At 69.2% G+C, this 14,720-nt stretch carries 15 protein-coding genes; 11 read left to right on the top strand and 4 right to left on the bottom strand.

All coding sequences use genetic code 11. The annotated features are described in order from the left end of the window. Positions 1–37: 37 nt before the first annotated feature. Genes CCN44_RS16220 through CCN44_RS16210 form a run of 3 tightly spaced genes read left to right on the top strand, consistent with a single transcriptional unit; the run spans position 38 to position 3,113 of the window. On the top strand, positions 38–1,009 hold the full coding sequence (locus CCN44_RS16220) for a threonine ammonia-lyase (protein WP_237480907.1): 972 nt from the start codon (positions 38–40) through the stop codon (positions 1,007–1,009). A 31-nt stretch (positions 1,010–1,040) separates the two neighbouring features. Next, positions 1,041–1,700, top strand: a complete 660-nt coding sequence (locus tag CCN44_RS16215) for a peptidase (protein WP_308406200.1) — start codon at positions 1,041–1,043, stop codon at positions 1,698–1,700. A gap of 15 nt (positions 1,701–1,715) precedes the next feature. Beyond that, positions 1,716–3,113, top strand: a complete 1,398-nt coding sequence (locus tag CCN44_RS16210) for a UDP-N-acetylmuramoyl-tripeptide--D-alanyl-D-alanine ligase (RefSeq protein WP_086698048.1) — start codon at positions 1,716–1,718, stop codon at positions 3,111–3,113. Here the strand turns inward: CCN44_RS16210 and CCN44_RS16205 are convergent. Beyond that, positions 3,110–4,546 carry a UDP-N-acetylmuramate--L-alanine ligase gene (locus tag CCN44_RS16205; RefSeq protein ID WP_086698047.1) on the bottom strand — a complete coding sequence of 479 codons (1,437 nt, stop codon included), beginning with the start codon at positions 4,544–4,546 and terminating at the stop codon, positions 3,110–3,112. The genes CCN44_RS16210 and CCN44_RS16205 overlap by 4 nt on opposite strands. Positions 4,547–5,541: 995 nt before the next feature. On the opposite strand from CCN44_RS16205, the gene CCN44_RS16195 reads away from it, so the two are divergent. The 7 genes from CCN44_RS16195 to CCN44_RS16175 all read left to right on the top strand — a co-directional run bounded on the left by CCN44_RS16195 (position 5,542) and on the right by CCN44_RS16175 (position 11,513). After that, the gene (locus tag CCN44_RS16195; protein ID WP_107502075.1) at positions 5,542–6,744 is read left to right on the top strand and encodes an IS110 family RNA-guided transposase; all 1,203 of its coding nucleotides are present in this window, start codon (positions 5,542–5,544) and stop codon (positions 6,742–6,744) included. After that, complete coding sequence (locus CCN44_RS16190) at positions 6,741–7,151, top strand: hypothetical protein (RefSeq protein ID WP_237480910.1); 411 nt, start codon at positions 6,741–6,743, stop codon at positions 7,149–7,151. The genes CCN44_RS16195 and CCN44_RS16190 overlap by 4 nt, the downstream gene beginning before the upstream one ends. A gap of 8 nt (positions 7,152–7,159) precedes the next feature. Further along, positions 7,160–7,321: a hypothetical protein gene (locus tag CCN44_RS44435; RefSeq protein ID WP_158103108.1), complete on the top strand. Its 162-nt coding sequence runs from the start codon at positions 7,160–7,162 to the stop codon at positions 7,319–7,321. Between the two features lie 40 nt (positions 7,322–7,361). Then, positions 7,362–7,700, top strand: a complete 339-nt coding sequence (locus tag CCN44_RS16185; RefSeq protein WP_143649793.1) for a hypothetical protein — start codon at positions 7,362–7,364, stop codon at positions 7,698–7,700. Between the two features lie 10 nt (positions 7,701–7,710). Continuing rightward, the gene (locus CCN44_RS16180; protein WP_308406201.1) at positions 7,711–9,645 is read left to right on the top strand and encodes an RHS repeat-associated core domain-containing protein; all 1,935 of its coding nucleotides are present in this window, start codon (positions 7,711–7,713) and stop codon (positions 9,643–9,645) included. Positions 9,646–9,671: 26 nt separating this feature from the next. After that, on the top strand, positions 9,672–9,956 hold the full coding sequence (locus CCN44_RS44055; protein WP_143649791.1) for a hypothetical protein: 285 nt from the start codon (positions 9,672–9,674) through the stop codon (positions 9,954–9,956). 729 nt (positions 9,957–10,685) lie between these two features. Next, on the top strand, positions 10,686–11,513 hold the full coding sequence (locus CCN44_RS16175; protein WP_086698043.1) for a glycoside hydrolase domain-containing protein: 828 nt from the start codon (positions 10,686–10,688) through the stop codon (positions 11,511–11,513). Positions 11,514–11,590: 77 nt separating this feature from the next. Here CCN44_RS16175 and CCN44_RS16170 read toward each other — a convergent pair whose 3' ends face one another. The 3 genes from CCN44_RS16170 to CCN44_RS16160 are packed head-to-tail and all read right to left on the bottom strand — an operon-like array spanning position 11,591 to position 13,623. Continuing rightward, complete coding sequence (locus tag CCN44_RS16170; RefSeq protein WP_086698042.1) at positions 11,591–12,571, bottom strand: M56 family metallopeptidase; 981 nt, start codon at positions 12,569–12,571, stop codon at positions 11,591–11,593. Further along, complete coding sequence (locus tag CCN44_RS16165; protein ID WP_086698041.1) at positions 12,568–12,939, bottom strand: BlaI/MecI/CopY family transcriptional regulator; 372 nt, start codon at positions 12,937–12,939, stop codon at positions 12,568–12,570. The genes CCN44_RS16170 and CCN44_RS16165 overlap by 4 nt, the downstream gene beginning before the upstream one ends. Before the next feature lie 45 nt (positions 12,940–12,984). Next, positions 12,985–13,623, bottom strand: a complete 639-nt coding sequence (locus CCN44_RS16160) for a class I SAM-dependent methyltransferase (RefSeq protein WP_086698040.1) — start codon at positions 13,621–13,623, stop codon at positions 12,985–12,987. 129 nt (positions 13,624–13,752) lie between these two features. On the opposite strand from CCN44_RS16160, the gene CCN44_RS16155 reads away from it, so the two are divergent. Continuing rightward, positions 13,753–14,514, top strand: coding sequence for a cytochrome c biogenesis CcdA family protein (locus CCN44_RS16155; RefSeq protein ID WP_086698039.1), 762 nt, complete (start codon positions 13,753–13,755; stop codon positions 14,512–14,514). Positions 14,515–14,720: the final 206 nt, after the last annotated feature.

Genomic DNA, 14,720 nt, shown 5'->3' with positions numbered 1-14,720 from the left:
CGCCGTGACAGTGACAATCCACCAGCTCCTCCAGGCCGTGGAGAACCTGCGCGGTGTCGCCGTGCGAACTCCCATGCTCACCTCGGAGGCCTTCAACGAGCAGATCGGCCGCCAAGTCTGGCTGAAGGCGGAAAACCAACAACGCACCGGCAGCTTCAAATTCCGCGGCGCCTACAACGCACTGGCGCTCGTGAGCGCCCCGGACCGCAGTCGAGGCGTCATCTGCGCCTCCTCCGGCAACCACGCCGCTGCCCTCGCCCTGGCCGCTCGCCACTTTGGTGTACCGGCCATCGTGGTGGTCCCCAAGGATCTCCCCGCAGCCAAACGGCAGGCGACCGAGGCCCTCGGCGCACGCATCGTGACCTACGACCGTCTCTCCGGCCGCCGTGACGCCCTGGTCCACCAGATCGCCCACCGGCACGGTCTGACGATCGTGCCCTCCGCGAACCACCCCAACGTCATCGCCGGGGCTGGCACCGTCGGCTGGGAGATGCTCCAGGAAGCCCCCGATCTGGCCGCACTACTCGTGCCGGTGGGTGGTGGCGGACTTGCGGCCGGCACCGCGCTAGCGGCGAGCGGGCACGACCCGAGCCTCCAGGTGTTCGGCGTCGAGCCGGCCCTCGCCGATGACACGCATCGTTCCCTGCGAGTCGGTCAGCTCATCTCCATCCCACCGCCGGCCACCATCGCTGACGGGCTCGGTCACTCCGAACCCGCCCGCATCCCCTTCGAGATCAACCAACGTCTCCTCGCCGACGTCGTCACAGTGCCCGAGGAGGCGATATCCGAGGCGATGGCGCACCTCTACCGCCACTTCCGTCTCGTGGTCGAGCCCTCCGGTGCCGTCGCGTTCGCGGGGCTGCTCCAGGCCCTCAAGCGTCTCCCGGACGGCCCGGTCGGCGTGGTCGTTTCCGGCGGCAACGTCGACTGGAACACCTACAGAACCCAACTGGACATCGCCATCACCCGAATGGAGAGCCCCCCACATGCCGCCGCCGTGCTGCACTAACACGTCCACACCCGGAGCCGTCCACCATCCCGTGTGGACGGTCACCCAGTACGCCTCCGCCGACCTGATCGGCCGCATTGCATACGACGGACACGACCCCGGCGATGACCCCAACTGGGAGCGCACCGGCGCCCCGACCCGTACCATGTACGCCCGCTGGTGTCGGCACATGTGCGGCATCGCCTGCCTGCGCATGGTGCTCCTGCACCGTGACGGCCACGCCCCCAGCCTGTTCGAACTCCTCACCGGCGCCGTCCGCTACGGCGCGTACGTCCAGCAGGACAGCACGATCAAGGGCCTGATCTATGCGCCCTTCGTCAAGTACGTGGCGGACACTCACCAACTCCCGGGCGAAGTGCACAGGGAACTCGACCTGGACGGTCTCGTAGATCTCCTGGACGCCAGCCGGATGGTGATGGTCTCCGTCTCCAAGGAAATCCGCCGCCCGGACATCGACCCGGAGCGCCGCGGCGGGCACCTCGTGCTGGCCATCGGCCGCCAAGACGGGGAGATCGTCCTCCGCAACCCGAGCGGCCACACCCCAAAGGCCCTTGCGCCCGCCATGCCCCTGGACCGCTTCGGCGCCTTCTTCGGCGGCCGGGGCATCTCACTCGACCCGCGCAGCACCGTACGGCGCTGGCCTTCCATGACGGCCGTGTCCCGCCCGGTAGCGTCGCACCCAACCACCTGAGCAGGGAGAATCACGTTGCACGCCACGTCTTTGACCACGATCGCAGCCATCGCCGGCGGACGTCTCGCCGACGTCCTGGACCCCGAGGCCCAAGTCACGCAGCCCGCCGTGTTCGACTCCCGCGAAGCCGTCCCCGGATCGCTCTTCCTCGCGCTCAAGGGCCAGCACTCCGACGGCCACGCGTACGCCGAGGCCGCCATCAACAAGGGCGCGGTCGCCGCGCTCGTCACGCACCCTGTCGGCGTCCCCGCAATCGTCGTCGACGACGTCCTCACCGCGTTCGGACGACTCGGCCGCTTCCTCCTGCACGATACGGTCGGCCAGGCCACCGTCGTGGCCATCACCGGCTCGGCCGGCAAGACGAGCACGAAGGACTTCATCGCTCAGGTGCTCCCCGGCAACGTGGTCGCCACACCGCAGTCCTTCAACAACGAAATCGGCCTCCCGCTCACGATCACCATGGCCGACAAGGACACCGATTACCTCGTCCTGGAGATGGGCGCCCGCCACATCGGCGACATCCGCGACCTCACCCGGATCGCCCAGCCCGACATCAGCGTCGTCACCAACGTCGGTACCGCGCACGTCGGCGAGTTCGGCAGCCGCGAGAACATCGCCCAGGCCAAGGGCGAGATCGTCGAAGCGCTCCCCCCAGGCGGTCTCGCCGTCCTCAACGCCGACGACAACTTCGTACGGGAGATGCAGCACCGCACCCGGGGCCGCATCGTCACGTACGGGCTCAACGAACAGGCCACCATCCGCGCCGTCGACGTCGCGACCGACCGGCAGGGCCGCGCCTCCTACACCCTGGTCACCCCCGAGGGCAGCGCCCGCGTCCAGCTTCAGTTCGTCGGCGACGTGCAAGTCCCCAACAGCCTGGCCGCAGCCGCCGTCGCCCGCGAAGCAGGGCTCTACGTCGAGCAGGTCGCCGCGCGCCTGTCCGAAGCCCTTCCGCGCTCCCGCTGGCGGATGGAGACGACCACCAGGGCCGACGGGGTCACGATCGTCAACGACGCCTACAACGCCAACCCCACCTCGATGCGCCACTCCCTGGACGCCCTGGCCTCCATGACCGGCGGCCATGACCAGCGCTCCATCGCCGTCCTCGGCCGGATGAACGAGCTCGGCGACGACGCACGCACCGAGCACGAGGAGATCGGCAAGTACGCCGCCACGCTGGGCTTGGACCGGATCATCCTGGTGGGAGGGGACGAAGCCGGATGGATGCAGCAGGGCGTGAGCAGCGTCGGCGGGAAGGCCATCCACCTGCCCGACCAGGACACCGCGCTGGACCTGCTCCACTCGATCCTCCGTCCCGGCGACGTCGTCCTGGTCAAGGCAAGCCGAGGGGTCCAGTTGCAGCAGCTCGCCGACCGGCTGCTGGAACCGGACCCCTACCCCGCGGACGCTTAGGCGACGGGGGCCATGTCGGCCAGAGTGCGCCGGAGCATCAGCCCGCACTCACTCAGGTCGCCGGTCCCCATCAGCACCACCACGTCGTCGGCCTGCGCCGCCTTCGAGGCGCACACCACGGCGTCCTCCCGCGCCGTCTCCACGGCCAGGACCGAGCCCCCGGCCTGGCCGATGGAGACGGACAGCTCACGCAGCGACGCCTCGCTGAGACGCGCGTCGCCCGTGAGCACCACGGCGTCGCTCCCGGCCAGCGCCTTGCCGACCTCGGCGCCGAACGTGTCGAGCCGGGCCTGGCCGGTGGGGCGGAACAGCATGATCAGCCGACCCGTCCCCGCCAGGCTGCGCGCGGCGCTCAGGTCCGCGGCGACCTCGGTGGGGTGGTGCGCGTAGGAGTCGTAGATCCGCACTCCCGCCATCATGCCCGCCGAGGTCATCCGCCTCTGCACGCTGCCGTAGTAGCCCAACTGCTCCATCGCCAGGTCGAGATCCTGGTCCAGGACGTGCAGGGCGGCGACAGCCGCAGCAGCGTTCATCAGCTGATGCACGCCCGGGATTCGCAGCGACAGATGGAACTGCCGACCCTGCGGCCCGCACAGCAGCGCCGAGCTGCGCCCGTCGGCGCTGGCCATCTCCGACAGGCACCAGTCCGCCGAGGACGACGCACCGAACATCACGACCCGCGGCCCTTCCCCGGTCTTCAGCCGGGACGCCAACTCGATGCAGCCGGCGGAGTCGGCGTTCAGTACGACCGTGCCTTCCGCCCCCATGCCCCGGGCGGACGCCTCGAACGCGTTCAGGTAGTCCGCTGCGCTGGCGTAGTTCTCCGGGTGGTCGTAGTCGATGTTCGTCACCACCGCGACGTTCACCCTGACCCCGAGGAGCGTGCGGTCCGACTCATCGACCTCGGCGATGAACACGCTGCCGTCGCCCGCGCGGCCACCGCTTCCCGGGCCTTCGAGGTCGGCGCCGACCGCGTACGACGGGCTCTCGCCCATGCGGCTGAGCGTTACGGCCAGCATGCCCGCCGTGCTGGACTTGCCGTGCGTTCCGAGCACCCCGACAGCGCGGCGCCCGGACATCAGAGCGTCCAGCGCCGCCGACCGGTGCACCACGGGAACGCCCCGCTCCCGTGCCGCGAGGATCTCGGGGTTGTCCGGTGCGATGGCGTGCGTGAACACCACCGCGGTGGCGTCCGCCGGCAGTTGCTCGGCGGCGTGCCCGGTGTGCACGGTCACGCCCAGCCGAGCCAGCTCCTCCACTCGCTGCGAAGCCGTGACGTCGCTGCCGGAGACGGACAGCCCGCGCTCCGCGCAGACCCGCGCCACGGGCAGCATGCCGGTACCGGCGATCCCGACGAAGTGCGGGCGGGACAGGTCGACGGGCTCACCGGCCGACAGGCTCGGGACGATCGTGGGGATTGCGGTTTCTGCCATGAGTCAGCCTCCTCCGAGGCGGCCCCAGCCGCCTCAACTGGCACGAAACGCCTCCTAATTGGGCGCACGGCAACAGTCCCGCGCAGCCCCTCAGACCGTCTACGACCTGCGATGTTGCGAATGCATCCGCAACACGCTCACACGCGTCACCTCCGCCCCATGCGCCCGGATGGCACGCAATGAGGGCCCCCAACTACGCGCTCGCTCTTGCCCTCTCCGAGGCCGGATGGAACAACAGCGAGACGGCTCGCCGTATCAACACCCGGGCGCGGGAGCGAGGCCATCGAAGCGTCGCCGTTGACCGCTCCCGGGTCGGCCGATGGATTCGCCACGGCGAGAAGCCCCGCGCCCCTGTTCCTGGACTCCTTGCCGACCTTTTGACGGAAGAACTGGGTCGGCCTTACACGCCACAGCTCCTCGGGATCGGCCCGGCACGCTGTCTGCTTATCCCGTTAGATCCAGCTGACCATCGCACTCTGGCGGTCAACGCAGCAGCCGCGAACATGCCAGTCGAGCGCTACGCCCAAACACTGCTTCGTTTGGCCCTTGCGCAGCCCGCTTCCATGCAACTCGGAGATCTTTCCCATCATGGGGTGTAACGCCTGCCGGAGTGACTCCGTCCATGAGACGGCCAGGCGTTGGCGCTCGGCCACGATCTGATGTATCGCCGCCGGGAGGAACCTGACTGTGTCGACCCCAGTTCTCGACGGAACCGAACAGCTCTTCTTCGAGCCGTTCGCCGACCTCTTCTCCCCCCCCATTACCGTCTTCGTAGCCCCGCAACGGGGTTACTGGCCTTCGGAGTTGGCATGACTACCTCCCCTTGTCGAGTGCATGGCCTGGGGGGTGGTGTCACCAGCTCCAAAGGCACTGACAGACCGCTGATTAGGGGCATGACCACCGACTTCTTCGCAGGTCGGGAGGCTCTTCGTAATGTGGATGTGGCGCTCAGTGCCGTGGCAGGGCCGGGTGAGTACGACCGGAGGACACAGCACGTGATCGATACCGGCGACATCGACGTCTACCTCGGCCTGGACGTCGGCAAGGGCGAACACCACGCCACCGCGCTCACTCCGGCCGGGAAGAAGACCTTCGACCGTCGTCGGCCCAACAGCGAGCCCAAGCTCCGCGAGGTCTTCGCCAAGCTGCAGGCCAAGCACGGCACCGTTCTCGTCATCGTCGACCAGGTGGCCTCCATCGGCGCCCTGCCGCTGACCGTCGCCCGTGACCTGGGCTGCCACGTCGCCTATCTGCCCGGCCTGACGATGCGCAGGATCGCCGACCTCTATCCCGGCGAGGCAAAGACCGACGCGAAGGACGCGTTCATCATTGCCGACGCGGCCAGGTCGATGCCCCACACACTGCGATCGGTCGACCTCGACGACGAGACGATCGCCGAGCTGCAGATGCTTGTCGGGTTCGATGACGACCTCGCCGCCGAGGCGACCCGCCTGTCCAACCGGCTGCGGGGCCTGTTCACACAGATCCACCCGCATCTGGAACGGGTCCTCGGCCCGCGCATGCAGCACCCAGCCGTGCTCAGGCTGCTGGACCAGTTCGGCTCGCCGGCCCAGATCCGCAAGGCCGGACGCCGACGGCTCATCACCCTGATCCGGCCGAAAGCACCGCGCATGGCCGAGCGGCTGATCGATGACGTCTTCACCGCGCTCGACGAACAGACCGTCGTCGTCCCGGGCACCGATGCGGCCGCACTGATCGTCCCCAGCCTCGCCTCCTCGCTCCAGGCCGTGCTCGACCAGCGCAAACTGCTGGCCCACCGGATCGAGGAACTGCTGGAGGCCCACCCTCTTTCCAAGGTCCTGATGTCCATGCCCGGCATCGGCATCAGGACCGGCGCCCGCATCCTCATCGACGTCGGCGACGGCACCGCGTTCCCGTCCGCCGCCCACCTCGCCGCCTATGCCGGCCTCGCTCCAGCGACCCGGACCTCCGGGTCCTCCATCCGCGGCGAACAACCCTCTCGGAGAGGAAACAAGCAGCTCAAACGGGCCTTCTTCCTCTCCGCGTTCGCCGCACTGGCCGACCCGGCCTCCCGCAGCTACTACGACAAGAAGATCACCCAGGGCAAGCACCACACCCAGGCCATCCTCTGCCTCGCCCGCCGCCGGGCCGACGTGCTCTTCGCAATGCTCCGCGACGGCGCCTTCTACCAACCACCAACCCCGATCACCCCTTGACCAAAGTCATAGGGGCACCCCCCCCGGAACAGCCCACGCCGCCGACCGCCGCCGAAGAACTGGACCAGGCCCTGGCCCACGCCTGGATCGTCGCGGCCGAGATCAAGGTCGAGGAGCGCGTCGCCAAGCTCGCCGACTTCCGCGGCAGCTTCACCACCGTGGCGGGCACCCGCGTGGACGCCCTTGAGGTGTACTGCCGCAACTGCCGACGGCCGTACGAAGACGTGGCAGAGGACGACTGCGAGGCCCTGATCGACAACCGGCACCTGATCGGCGGCGACCAGACCCAGCGCGCGAAGCGCAAGATCCCTCAACCGCCCTCGAACGCCCGCATCGTGCCCGGCGGGGTCATTCAGCGGCGCGGCATCGGCGCGTACGTCAGCGGCGTCTCCCGGCCAGCCCGGTAGGGGGACACGTGCGCACCTTCTTCCTAGGTCTTCTTCTCGGCGGCCTCTCCGCAGGCGTCACCCACCACTACACCGGGCACCCACAGCTCGCCGCCTCCGTGGGCATCGTGGCCGCAGTCGCCACCTGGCTCGGCATCGCTACCGTGATCTTCTGCTTCGGCTCCGAGTAGGCCCGAGACGCAAGCACGGCGGGTTCTTACAGTCCGCCGCGTGAATCCTCCAACGCAGTCTCCGCCCCCCCAAGCCACCGGGCACCCCGGCGTCGCATCGTTGCGCGACCTGCTCGGCCTACTCCTGATCGGCTCCGGGACGGTCGGACTGCTCGGGGCACTGCACGCAGCCGCACCGCTCGCGACGCTCTTCCTGGCCGGCCTGGTCCTCTGCGTCGGCGGCGGCACAGTCCTCCACATCTCCCCTCCCCTGCACCGCGCCGCCCGGCTCATCGCCGGATACTGCGCTCTCTCCCTCGGCCTGACAGTGCTGGCGGCCCTCGCTTTCGCCCTCAAGCCCTGGTCGTGGCCGCGCCCGAACGAGCCGATTTGGCTATAAGGGTTGATAGTTGGGTGGGACCAACCCGGCCCAGCTGCCCACGATGACCGCCGAATACGACTGGTGGGGCAACACCGCGAAGACCACCGAGAGGGCCGGCACGGCCACCCGCACCATCACCCGCGGCTACGACGAGGCAGGCCGACCCACCACCGTGCAGACGACCGGCCTCGGTGCGGCCGTACCGTCCACCACGACGAGCTACGACCCCGATTCGGGCCGCGCGATCAAGACGGCGTCGTCCACCGGCGGCACCCTGACCCGCGCCTACGACAAGCTCGGCCGGGAGATCTCCTACACCGACGCGGACGGAGGCACCACCACCACCACCACCACGTACGACCGGCGCAACCGCCCCGTAAATGTCGGCAACAGCGTCCCCAGCACGGTCACCTACACCTACGACTCGACCCTTGAGCCACGAGGGCTGGCCACCAAGGTGACCGACTCGATCGCCGGCGCCTTCACCGCCACGTACGACGCGGACGGCGCGGTGGCCTCCGAGAAGCTGCCGGGCGGCTACACGCTCAAGCAGGCCAAGGACGCCACGGGCGCCGTCGTCGAGCGCACGTACACCCGGGACAGCGACGGGGTGACCGTCTACAACGACGCCGCCACCTCCACCATCCACGGCCAGGCCGCCACCCGCTCCGGCTGGTCGCACCAGGAGTTCGGCTACGACGACGCCGGACGCCTCACCCGGGTCGAGGACACCAGCGACAACATCTGCACCCTGCGGACGTACGCCCTGGACAGCCGCTCCAACCGGACCGGCACGACCGAGGCCGCGGCCGCTCCCGGGCTGCTCTGCCCGACCAGCGCGGGCACGGTGAAGAGCCGCACCTGCGACACCGCGGACCGCATCGTCGACTCGGGCTACACCTACGACGCCTTCGGGCGCACGACCGCGCTCCCGGGCTCGACCCTGTCGTACTACGCCAACGACCTGGTGCAACGGCAGACCGCCGGTTCCCAGCGCCAGACGTGGCAACTCGACGCCGCACTGCGGTTCCGCTCCTGGACAGTGGAGACCAACAACGCCGGCACCTGGAGCCAGACGGCAGCCAAGACCAACCACTACGGCAACGACACGGACAGCCCGAGCTGGATCGTGGAGAACGCCGCCCAGGGCACCGTGACCCGCAACGTCACCTCGGCCACGGGCACGTTCAGCGCGACCACCGGCAAGACCGGCGGCACCGTCCTCCAGCTGACCAGCAACCACGGCGACGTCGCCCTCCAGCTGCCGCTGGACTCGGCGGTCGCGCCGACGGTCGTCGACAGCAACGAGAACGGCGCCTCCCGCACGGGCAAGACCGCCCAGCGCTACGGATGGTTCGGCTCCAACCAGCGCTCCGGCGAGACGCTCACCGGAATCGTCCTGATGGGCGCGCGGCTGTACGACCCGAACACCGCGCGGTTCCTCCAGCTGGACCCGGTCTTCGGCGGCAACTGCAACGCCTACGATTTCGTCTGCGCCGACCCGGTCAACGGCACCGACCTCGACGGCCGGTGCGGCGCCTGGGGCAACCCCTTCAAGCCCTGCGACAAGTGGCGCATCCTGATGTGGTCGCGCTCTCCCGGAAGCCATTGGAAGACCATCCGTGAGGGAAGTACCACCAACGTCACCGTGAACGGCAAGAAGTACGGCAAGTTCGGTCTGCGGCACATCAAGGACAAGCACGTCGGAGCAGGGAAGCGCTCCGCGTGGAGATCCAGCTCCACCATGATCAGCGACCTGAAGAAGGCGCTCATATCAGGCAAGTGGCGGAACGCCTGGGGCGGTGTCTATGACGGAAAGTGGGACATCACGTACTCGTACTGGACCGGCTGTGGGTGCCGCAAGAAAAAGAAGTACACGGTCTACGTGTACTACCGCACCACACCGGCATCCGACGGAAAGCCTCTGGGCGTGACCACTGCCTACATCAACCGGACCGGGTGACCTTCGGAGGGAGAATGTCTCAGCAGATGAACGAACCGGACTCGCCCGATGCACTCATCAGGGCAGCCGCCGAGAGCATCTCGGGCCGGCTGGCAGGAGAGGAAGGTCCCGTAGCAGCACTGCGGTCGGTCGTCCACATGATCGACAATGACGAGGCCGAACTGGCCGTGGACGACCTCGCGCGAGTGATCGGGTATTACCGCATCCGCATCTCGCGAACGGAGTACGACCAGATCGCCGCGGCGGCCGCACAGCTCGATGCGCTGGACTCACTCACCGAAGTGAGAGTCGATCGCTTCATCGGCGACTGAGACGCCCGGCTGTCCCCATGACCCGGGCACACCTTGGATGACGGCGGCCTTCGAGACCATGGTCTCGAAGGCCGCCGTCATCTGTGCGGAGAGCATCGAACCAGCCTGTGCCGTGTCCGTCAGAAGGGATCCGCACGGACTCGCCCAGCCCGCCCGGTCGTGCCCGTAGAGCTGGACGCAGCCGCGGCCGCCGCCCTGATTACGCCCACTGCACTCTCCGTCCGAGTCAACTGGCGAGGAGACAGCTCCCCCCTGGAAGCCGTTCGGTACGGTTTCCCCGGGGACAGCAAAAGCGGCGATCGCCAGGTACTCAGTCGCCGCGCCATATCTCTTCCGGCCCCGATCCCTTCAGCATTCTGTGGCCCGTATGGCCGCCGTGACCCTCGCCCACGCGGCGGAAAGGCGCACCAATGGGTCGGCCGTTCCCAGCCGCTGTGGGTGTGGTTACCTACGGCACACTGCCCATTTGACCTCCTGACGCGACGCCTTGGCTTCTTGTTGGGCGACGGTCAGCCGTTGTGCAGCTCCTGGCAGCGCATGGACGCTCCTCCGCTGCCGACCAGCATGTAGACCTTGGATAGGGTGTGGAGGACTCCGACTCGGAGCTCAACCGCGCCGCCACAGAAGACGCCGAGTGCTGCAGCCATACCGCAGGGTGTGTCACCGCTCTGAAAACCTTCCGCCGGTGCACCAAATGCGGCCGTGGGCTGCGTTCCGAATGGGGTGGGAATGGCCAGTCACCGGCTGTCCAAGAGAAGCCGTTACATCGCGTGGGTCGCAACCGGCGTCGTCGTGGTCGCGGGCGCCGGGGTCGCTGCGCAGACCTCCATGGCCGCCACGAGCTGGCCGGCGCAGAAGACGTACACGGGCAGGGCGTTCGACACCTGCACGGCGCCCTCCCTCGCCGCGATGAAGGCCTGGAATAACGGCTTCTACGGTGCGGCCGCGGTCTACATCGGCGGCAAGAACCGCGGCTGCGCCCAGCCCAACCTCACCCAGTCCTGGGTGAAGTCGGTCAGTGCAGCCGGGTGGAAGATCATCCCGCTCTACGTCGGCGCCCAGCCGCCCTGCCAGACCAGCAAGAACCCGGAGAAATTCACCGCCACCACGGCAGCCTCTCTCGGGGCGAGCAACGCCAAGGACGCGATCGCCAAGGCGTCCGCACTCGGCATGAAGCCCGGCAGCGCCGTCTACCTCGACATGGAGCCGTACGACATCACGAACAAAGCGTGCAACGACGCCGTCCTGACGTACGTGCGCTCCTTCACCAAGACCCTGCGAGCCAAGACCTACCGCGCCGGGTACTACGGCTTCAGCAGCTCAAGCGCCAATGCCGTCGCCACCGCCACCAACCGGACCGACCTCCCGGGGAACCTGTGGTATGCGCTGTGGAACAAGCAGAACACCACAACCGCGGACTGGCCCTGGGACCCCAAGCTGTACACCAACCACAGCCGTGCACACCAGTACATGGTCAACAGCAAGGAGACCCGCGGTGGCTACACCATCACCGTCGACCGCAACGCCTGGGACGCCCCGGTGGCCATCATCGGATAAGGGTCGCATCTCCCGCGAAATGGTCTAAAAGAGCAGCGGAGGTACGGGAGTCTTCAGCCGACTGGGCGCGGGGAGGGTCAGCGCATGGTGGTGACCTGGGCGGCCGGGGTGCCGTCCGGGCAGTAGTTCAGCTGGGTCGCGGCCGCCGCCGGGCCGCCGACGACCAGCAGCGGCACGGCGAGCGCGATGACCGCGGTCAGGGAACCGGCCGCGATGCGCAGGCGGCTGAGCGGGCGGTGCGGCTCGATGAGGCGACGTACCCGGCGAGCGGCGGTCGAGCCGCCTGCCGAGAGGGCCACGGCCGGGGCACTCCCGCCGGCGACCGCCAGGAGTGCGGCCGCAGTGGTCAGGCGCCCGGAGCGGGCCGCCGCGACGTCGTCGGCGCGCATCTCCACCAGCCGGCCGATCTCCGCCTCGGCGATGTGGAACAGCGGCACGCGCGGGAAGGCGCGGGCCAGTGCCTGCGCCCAGGCCAGTACGGCGTCGTGCCGCTCGGCCTGGTGGGCACGCTCGTGGGCCAGGACTGCTTCGAGTTGGTCGTCGGCTGCGAGGGCGCGCAGTGCGCCGGTGGTGATCACGGTGCGGCGGTGGCGGCCGGGGAGGCAGTAGGCGGCGGGTTCCTCGTGGTCGAGGATGACCAGTCCGCGGGCCGTGTCCGGCCGACCGACGATGTCGAGCACCTCGCGGTGTGTCTGCCGCTCCCGGCGGATGCGCAGCAGGGCAGCACCTGTGCACCACGCCACCCGGCCCAGCACCGCGAGCGCGAGCACGGCCCCGGCCGCTCCGGCCGATGCCCCGCCGGGGGTGGCGTACTGCGCAGTCAGCGCCATCACGCACGCCTGCAGCAGTTCGGCGAGGTCCGTGCTCACGCGCACGGTGGGCACGCTCAGCGCGAGGCCGGCCAGAACGGCGGCGCTGAGCGCCGAGGCGCCGAGCACCTGCCAGACCACGATGCCCAGCCGCGGAGCCCGCTCGGCCCAGTGGGCGCCGCGCAGCAGCCGCGGCGCCACCGTGCTCAACAGGGCGGCGTACACGAACAGGATGGCGGCGACGATCACTTCGACGCCTCCCTGGCCACGGCCTGATCGAGCAGGCGGTGCAGTTCCTCGGCCTCTCCGTGCGGCATCTGCTGTACGAAGCGGGCGAGCGTCGCCGTGCGGTTCTCGGCCACGGCGAGGGCCTCGCCCATCAGTCCGGCGACGTAGTCCTCGCGGCTCCTGGTGGCGCCGTACCGGAATGCGCGGCCGTCCTTCTCCTTCGACAGCCAGCCCTTGCGGTGCAGGATTTCGGTGACCGTGTGGACGGTGTTGTAGGCAGGCTCGGGGTCCCGACTGAGGCGTTCGAGGACCTCGCGCACGCGCAGCGGTTTGCCCGCCGCCCACACCGCATCCATGATCGCGGCCTCCAGCTCGCCGAACTGCGCCACGTGTCCTCCTCCCGAACCGGAATACTCCCGGACATCCTAAGCGGCCTAGGTGGACGGCCGGGCCGTCCCGATGATCGACGGGGAGGCCGGGTTGGCCCGGCCGTTGATCAGGAAGTAGAAGCGGCGGATGTCCTGGATGGCGAAGCCCGCCTCCTGGATGGCGTGTTCGGTGTCGCGGGTGAGGTGGCAGCCGCCGCCGGCCAGCCGCCACGGCAGGGCCAGTGCCTTCTGAGCCCGACGGAAACCGGGCCGCTCGGAGCGGACGTGCTCGTAGAAGCGCAGCTCACCGCTCGGCTTCAGCACCCGACGGGCCTCCGCCAGGGCACCCGGTACGTCCTTGACGGTGCACAGCACCAGCGAGCACACCGCCACGTCGAAGCCGTCGTCCTCCAGCGGCAGCTCCTCCGCCAGCCCAGCCACCACGTCCACCGGCACAGGCGCCTCCGCCGCCGCCTTCTCGGCCAGCGCCCGCAGCCTCGGCTCCGGCTCCACTGCCACGACCTGGGTCACCTCGGGCGGGTAATGCCGGAAGTTCGAGCCCGTACCGGCCCCGATCTCCACCACCCGGCCACGCACGCCCGTCAGCATCTCCTGGCGGTGCTCGATCGAGCCGTGCGCGTCGGCGAAGGCGGCAATGCGCGGATACAGACGGGCGAACACCGGATGCGACATCGCTTTGGCCATGACGTCCTCCTCGGTGGCGGGCGGAGGCGGGCACCCCCGAGGTTTCTCCTAAGAAGGTTGGGAGTATGCTCGCCCGGGCGGTCTGGCGTGACGTGCCGCCTCAGTTCCACCCTGCCCCGGAGGCCGTCCTTGAGCCAAGGCATACCCGACCTCGTCTCCAGCGGCCCGCTGCTGCTGGCGGCGCCGCTCGCGCTCCTCGCGGGCGGGGTGTCGTTCTTCTCGCCGTGCTGTCTGCCGCTGGTGCCCGGCTATGTCTCGTACGCCACCGGCATGTCGGCGGCCGACGTACAGGACGGGCGGGAGGGCAAGGGCCGGATGGTCGCCGGGACGGCGCTGTTCATTCTCGGCTTCTCCGCCCTGTTCGCGAGCTACGGGGCCGCGCTCGGCTACGTCGGGAACACTCTGCTCGACCACCAGGACCTCATCACCCGGATCCTCGGCGTGCTGACCATCCTGCTGGGCCTGCTCTTCGTCGGCGCCTTCGAACGCATCCCGTTCGCCGGACGCACGTTCCGAATGACCTACCACCCGCGTGCGGGTCTGGCCGGGGCCCCGCTGCTCGGGGTGATGTTCGGGCTGGGCTGGACCCCGTGTATCGGCCCGACCCTCGCCGCCGTGATGAGCCTGTCCTTCACCACCGGCAGCGCCGGGCGCGGCGCTCTGCTCGCCTTCGTCTACAGCGTCGGCCTGGGCCTGCCCTTCCTCGTCGCCGCCCTCGGCTTCCGGCGTGCGCTGCAGGCCTTCGGGTTCGCGCGTCGCAACGCGCGGAACGTCATGCGCTTCGGCGGAGCGATGCTGGTGATCGTCGGCATTCTGCAGGTCAGCGGCGCCTGGGCGTACCTGACCGGGCTGCTGCGTTACTGGGTCGCGGGCTACCAACCGGCGCTGTGAATCACCAAATGGCCAGGCTGGAGGGTCTGCACGGGCTAGCATCCCGTGCCGTGGCCAGGACACGCGTGCGATTGTCCCCAGCCCGGCGGTGGGCCGGGCTGCTGGCCGTGCTGGCCCTGGCCCTGTGCGGTGCCGGGCTCATGCCGGCCGCGATGGCGGCTCCCATGGACCTCATGGGGCCGATGAGCGCGATGGAGACGGCGCCC

The sequence above is a fragment of the Streptomyces tricolor genome (assembly GCF_002155905.1).
In the GTDB taxonomy this organism is placed as follows: domain Bacteria; phylum Actinomycetota; class Actinomycetes; order Streptomycetales; family Streptomycetaceae; genus Streptomyces; species Streptomyces tricolor.
The sequence above is the reverse complement of the archived record's forward strand: the minus strand, read 5'-3'. Positions and strand labels throughout refer to the sequence as shown.

What these genes read in the sequence shown, in the direction of transcription:
- CCN44_RS16175 (WP_086698043.1), top strand. Translation starts at nt 10,686, where the DNA reads ATGGCCAGTCACCGGCTGTCCAAGAGAAGCCGTTACATCGCGTGGGTC.
- CCN44_RS44055 (WP_143649791.1), top strand. Translation starts at nt 9,672, where the DNA reads ATGAACGAACCGGACTCGCCCGATGCACTCATCAGGGCAGCCGCCGAG.
- CCN44_RS16160 (WP_086698040.1), bottom strand. Translation starts at nt 13,623, where the DNA reads ATGGCCAAAGCGATGTCGCATCCGGTGTTCGCCCGTCTGTATCCGCGC.
- CCN44_RS16205 (WP_086698047.1), bottom strand. Translation starts at nt 4,546, where the DNA reads ATGGCAGAAACCGCAATCCCCACGATCGTCCCGAGCCTGTCGGCCGGT.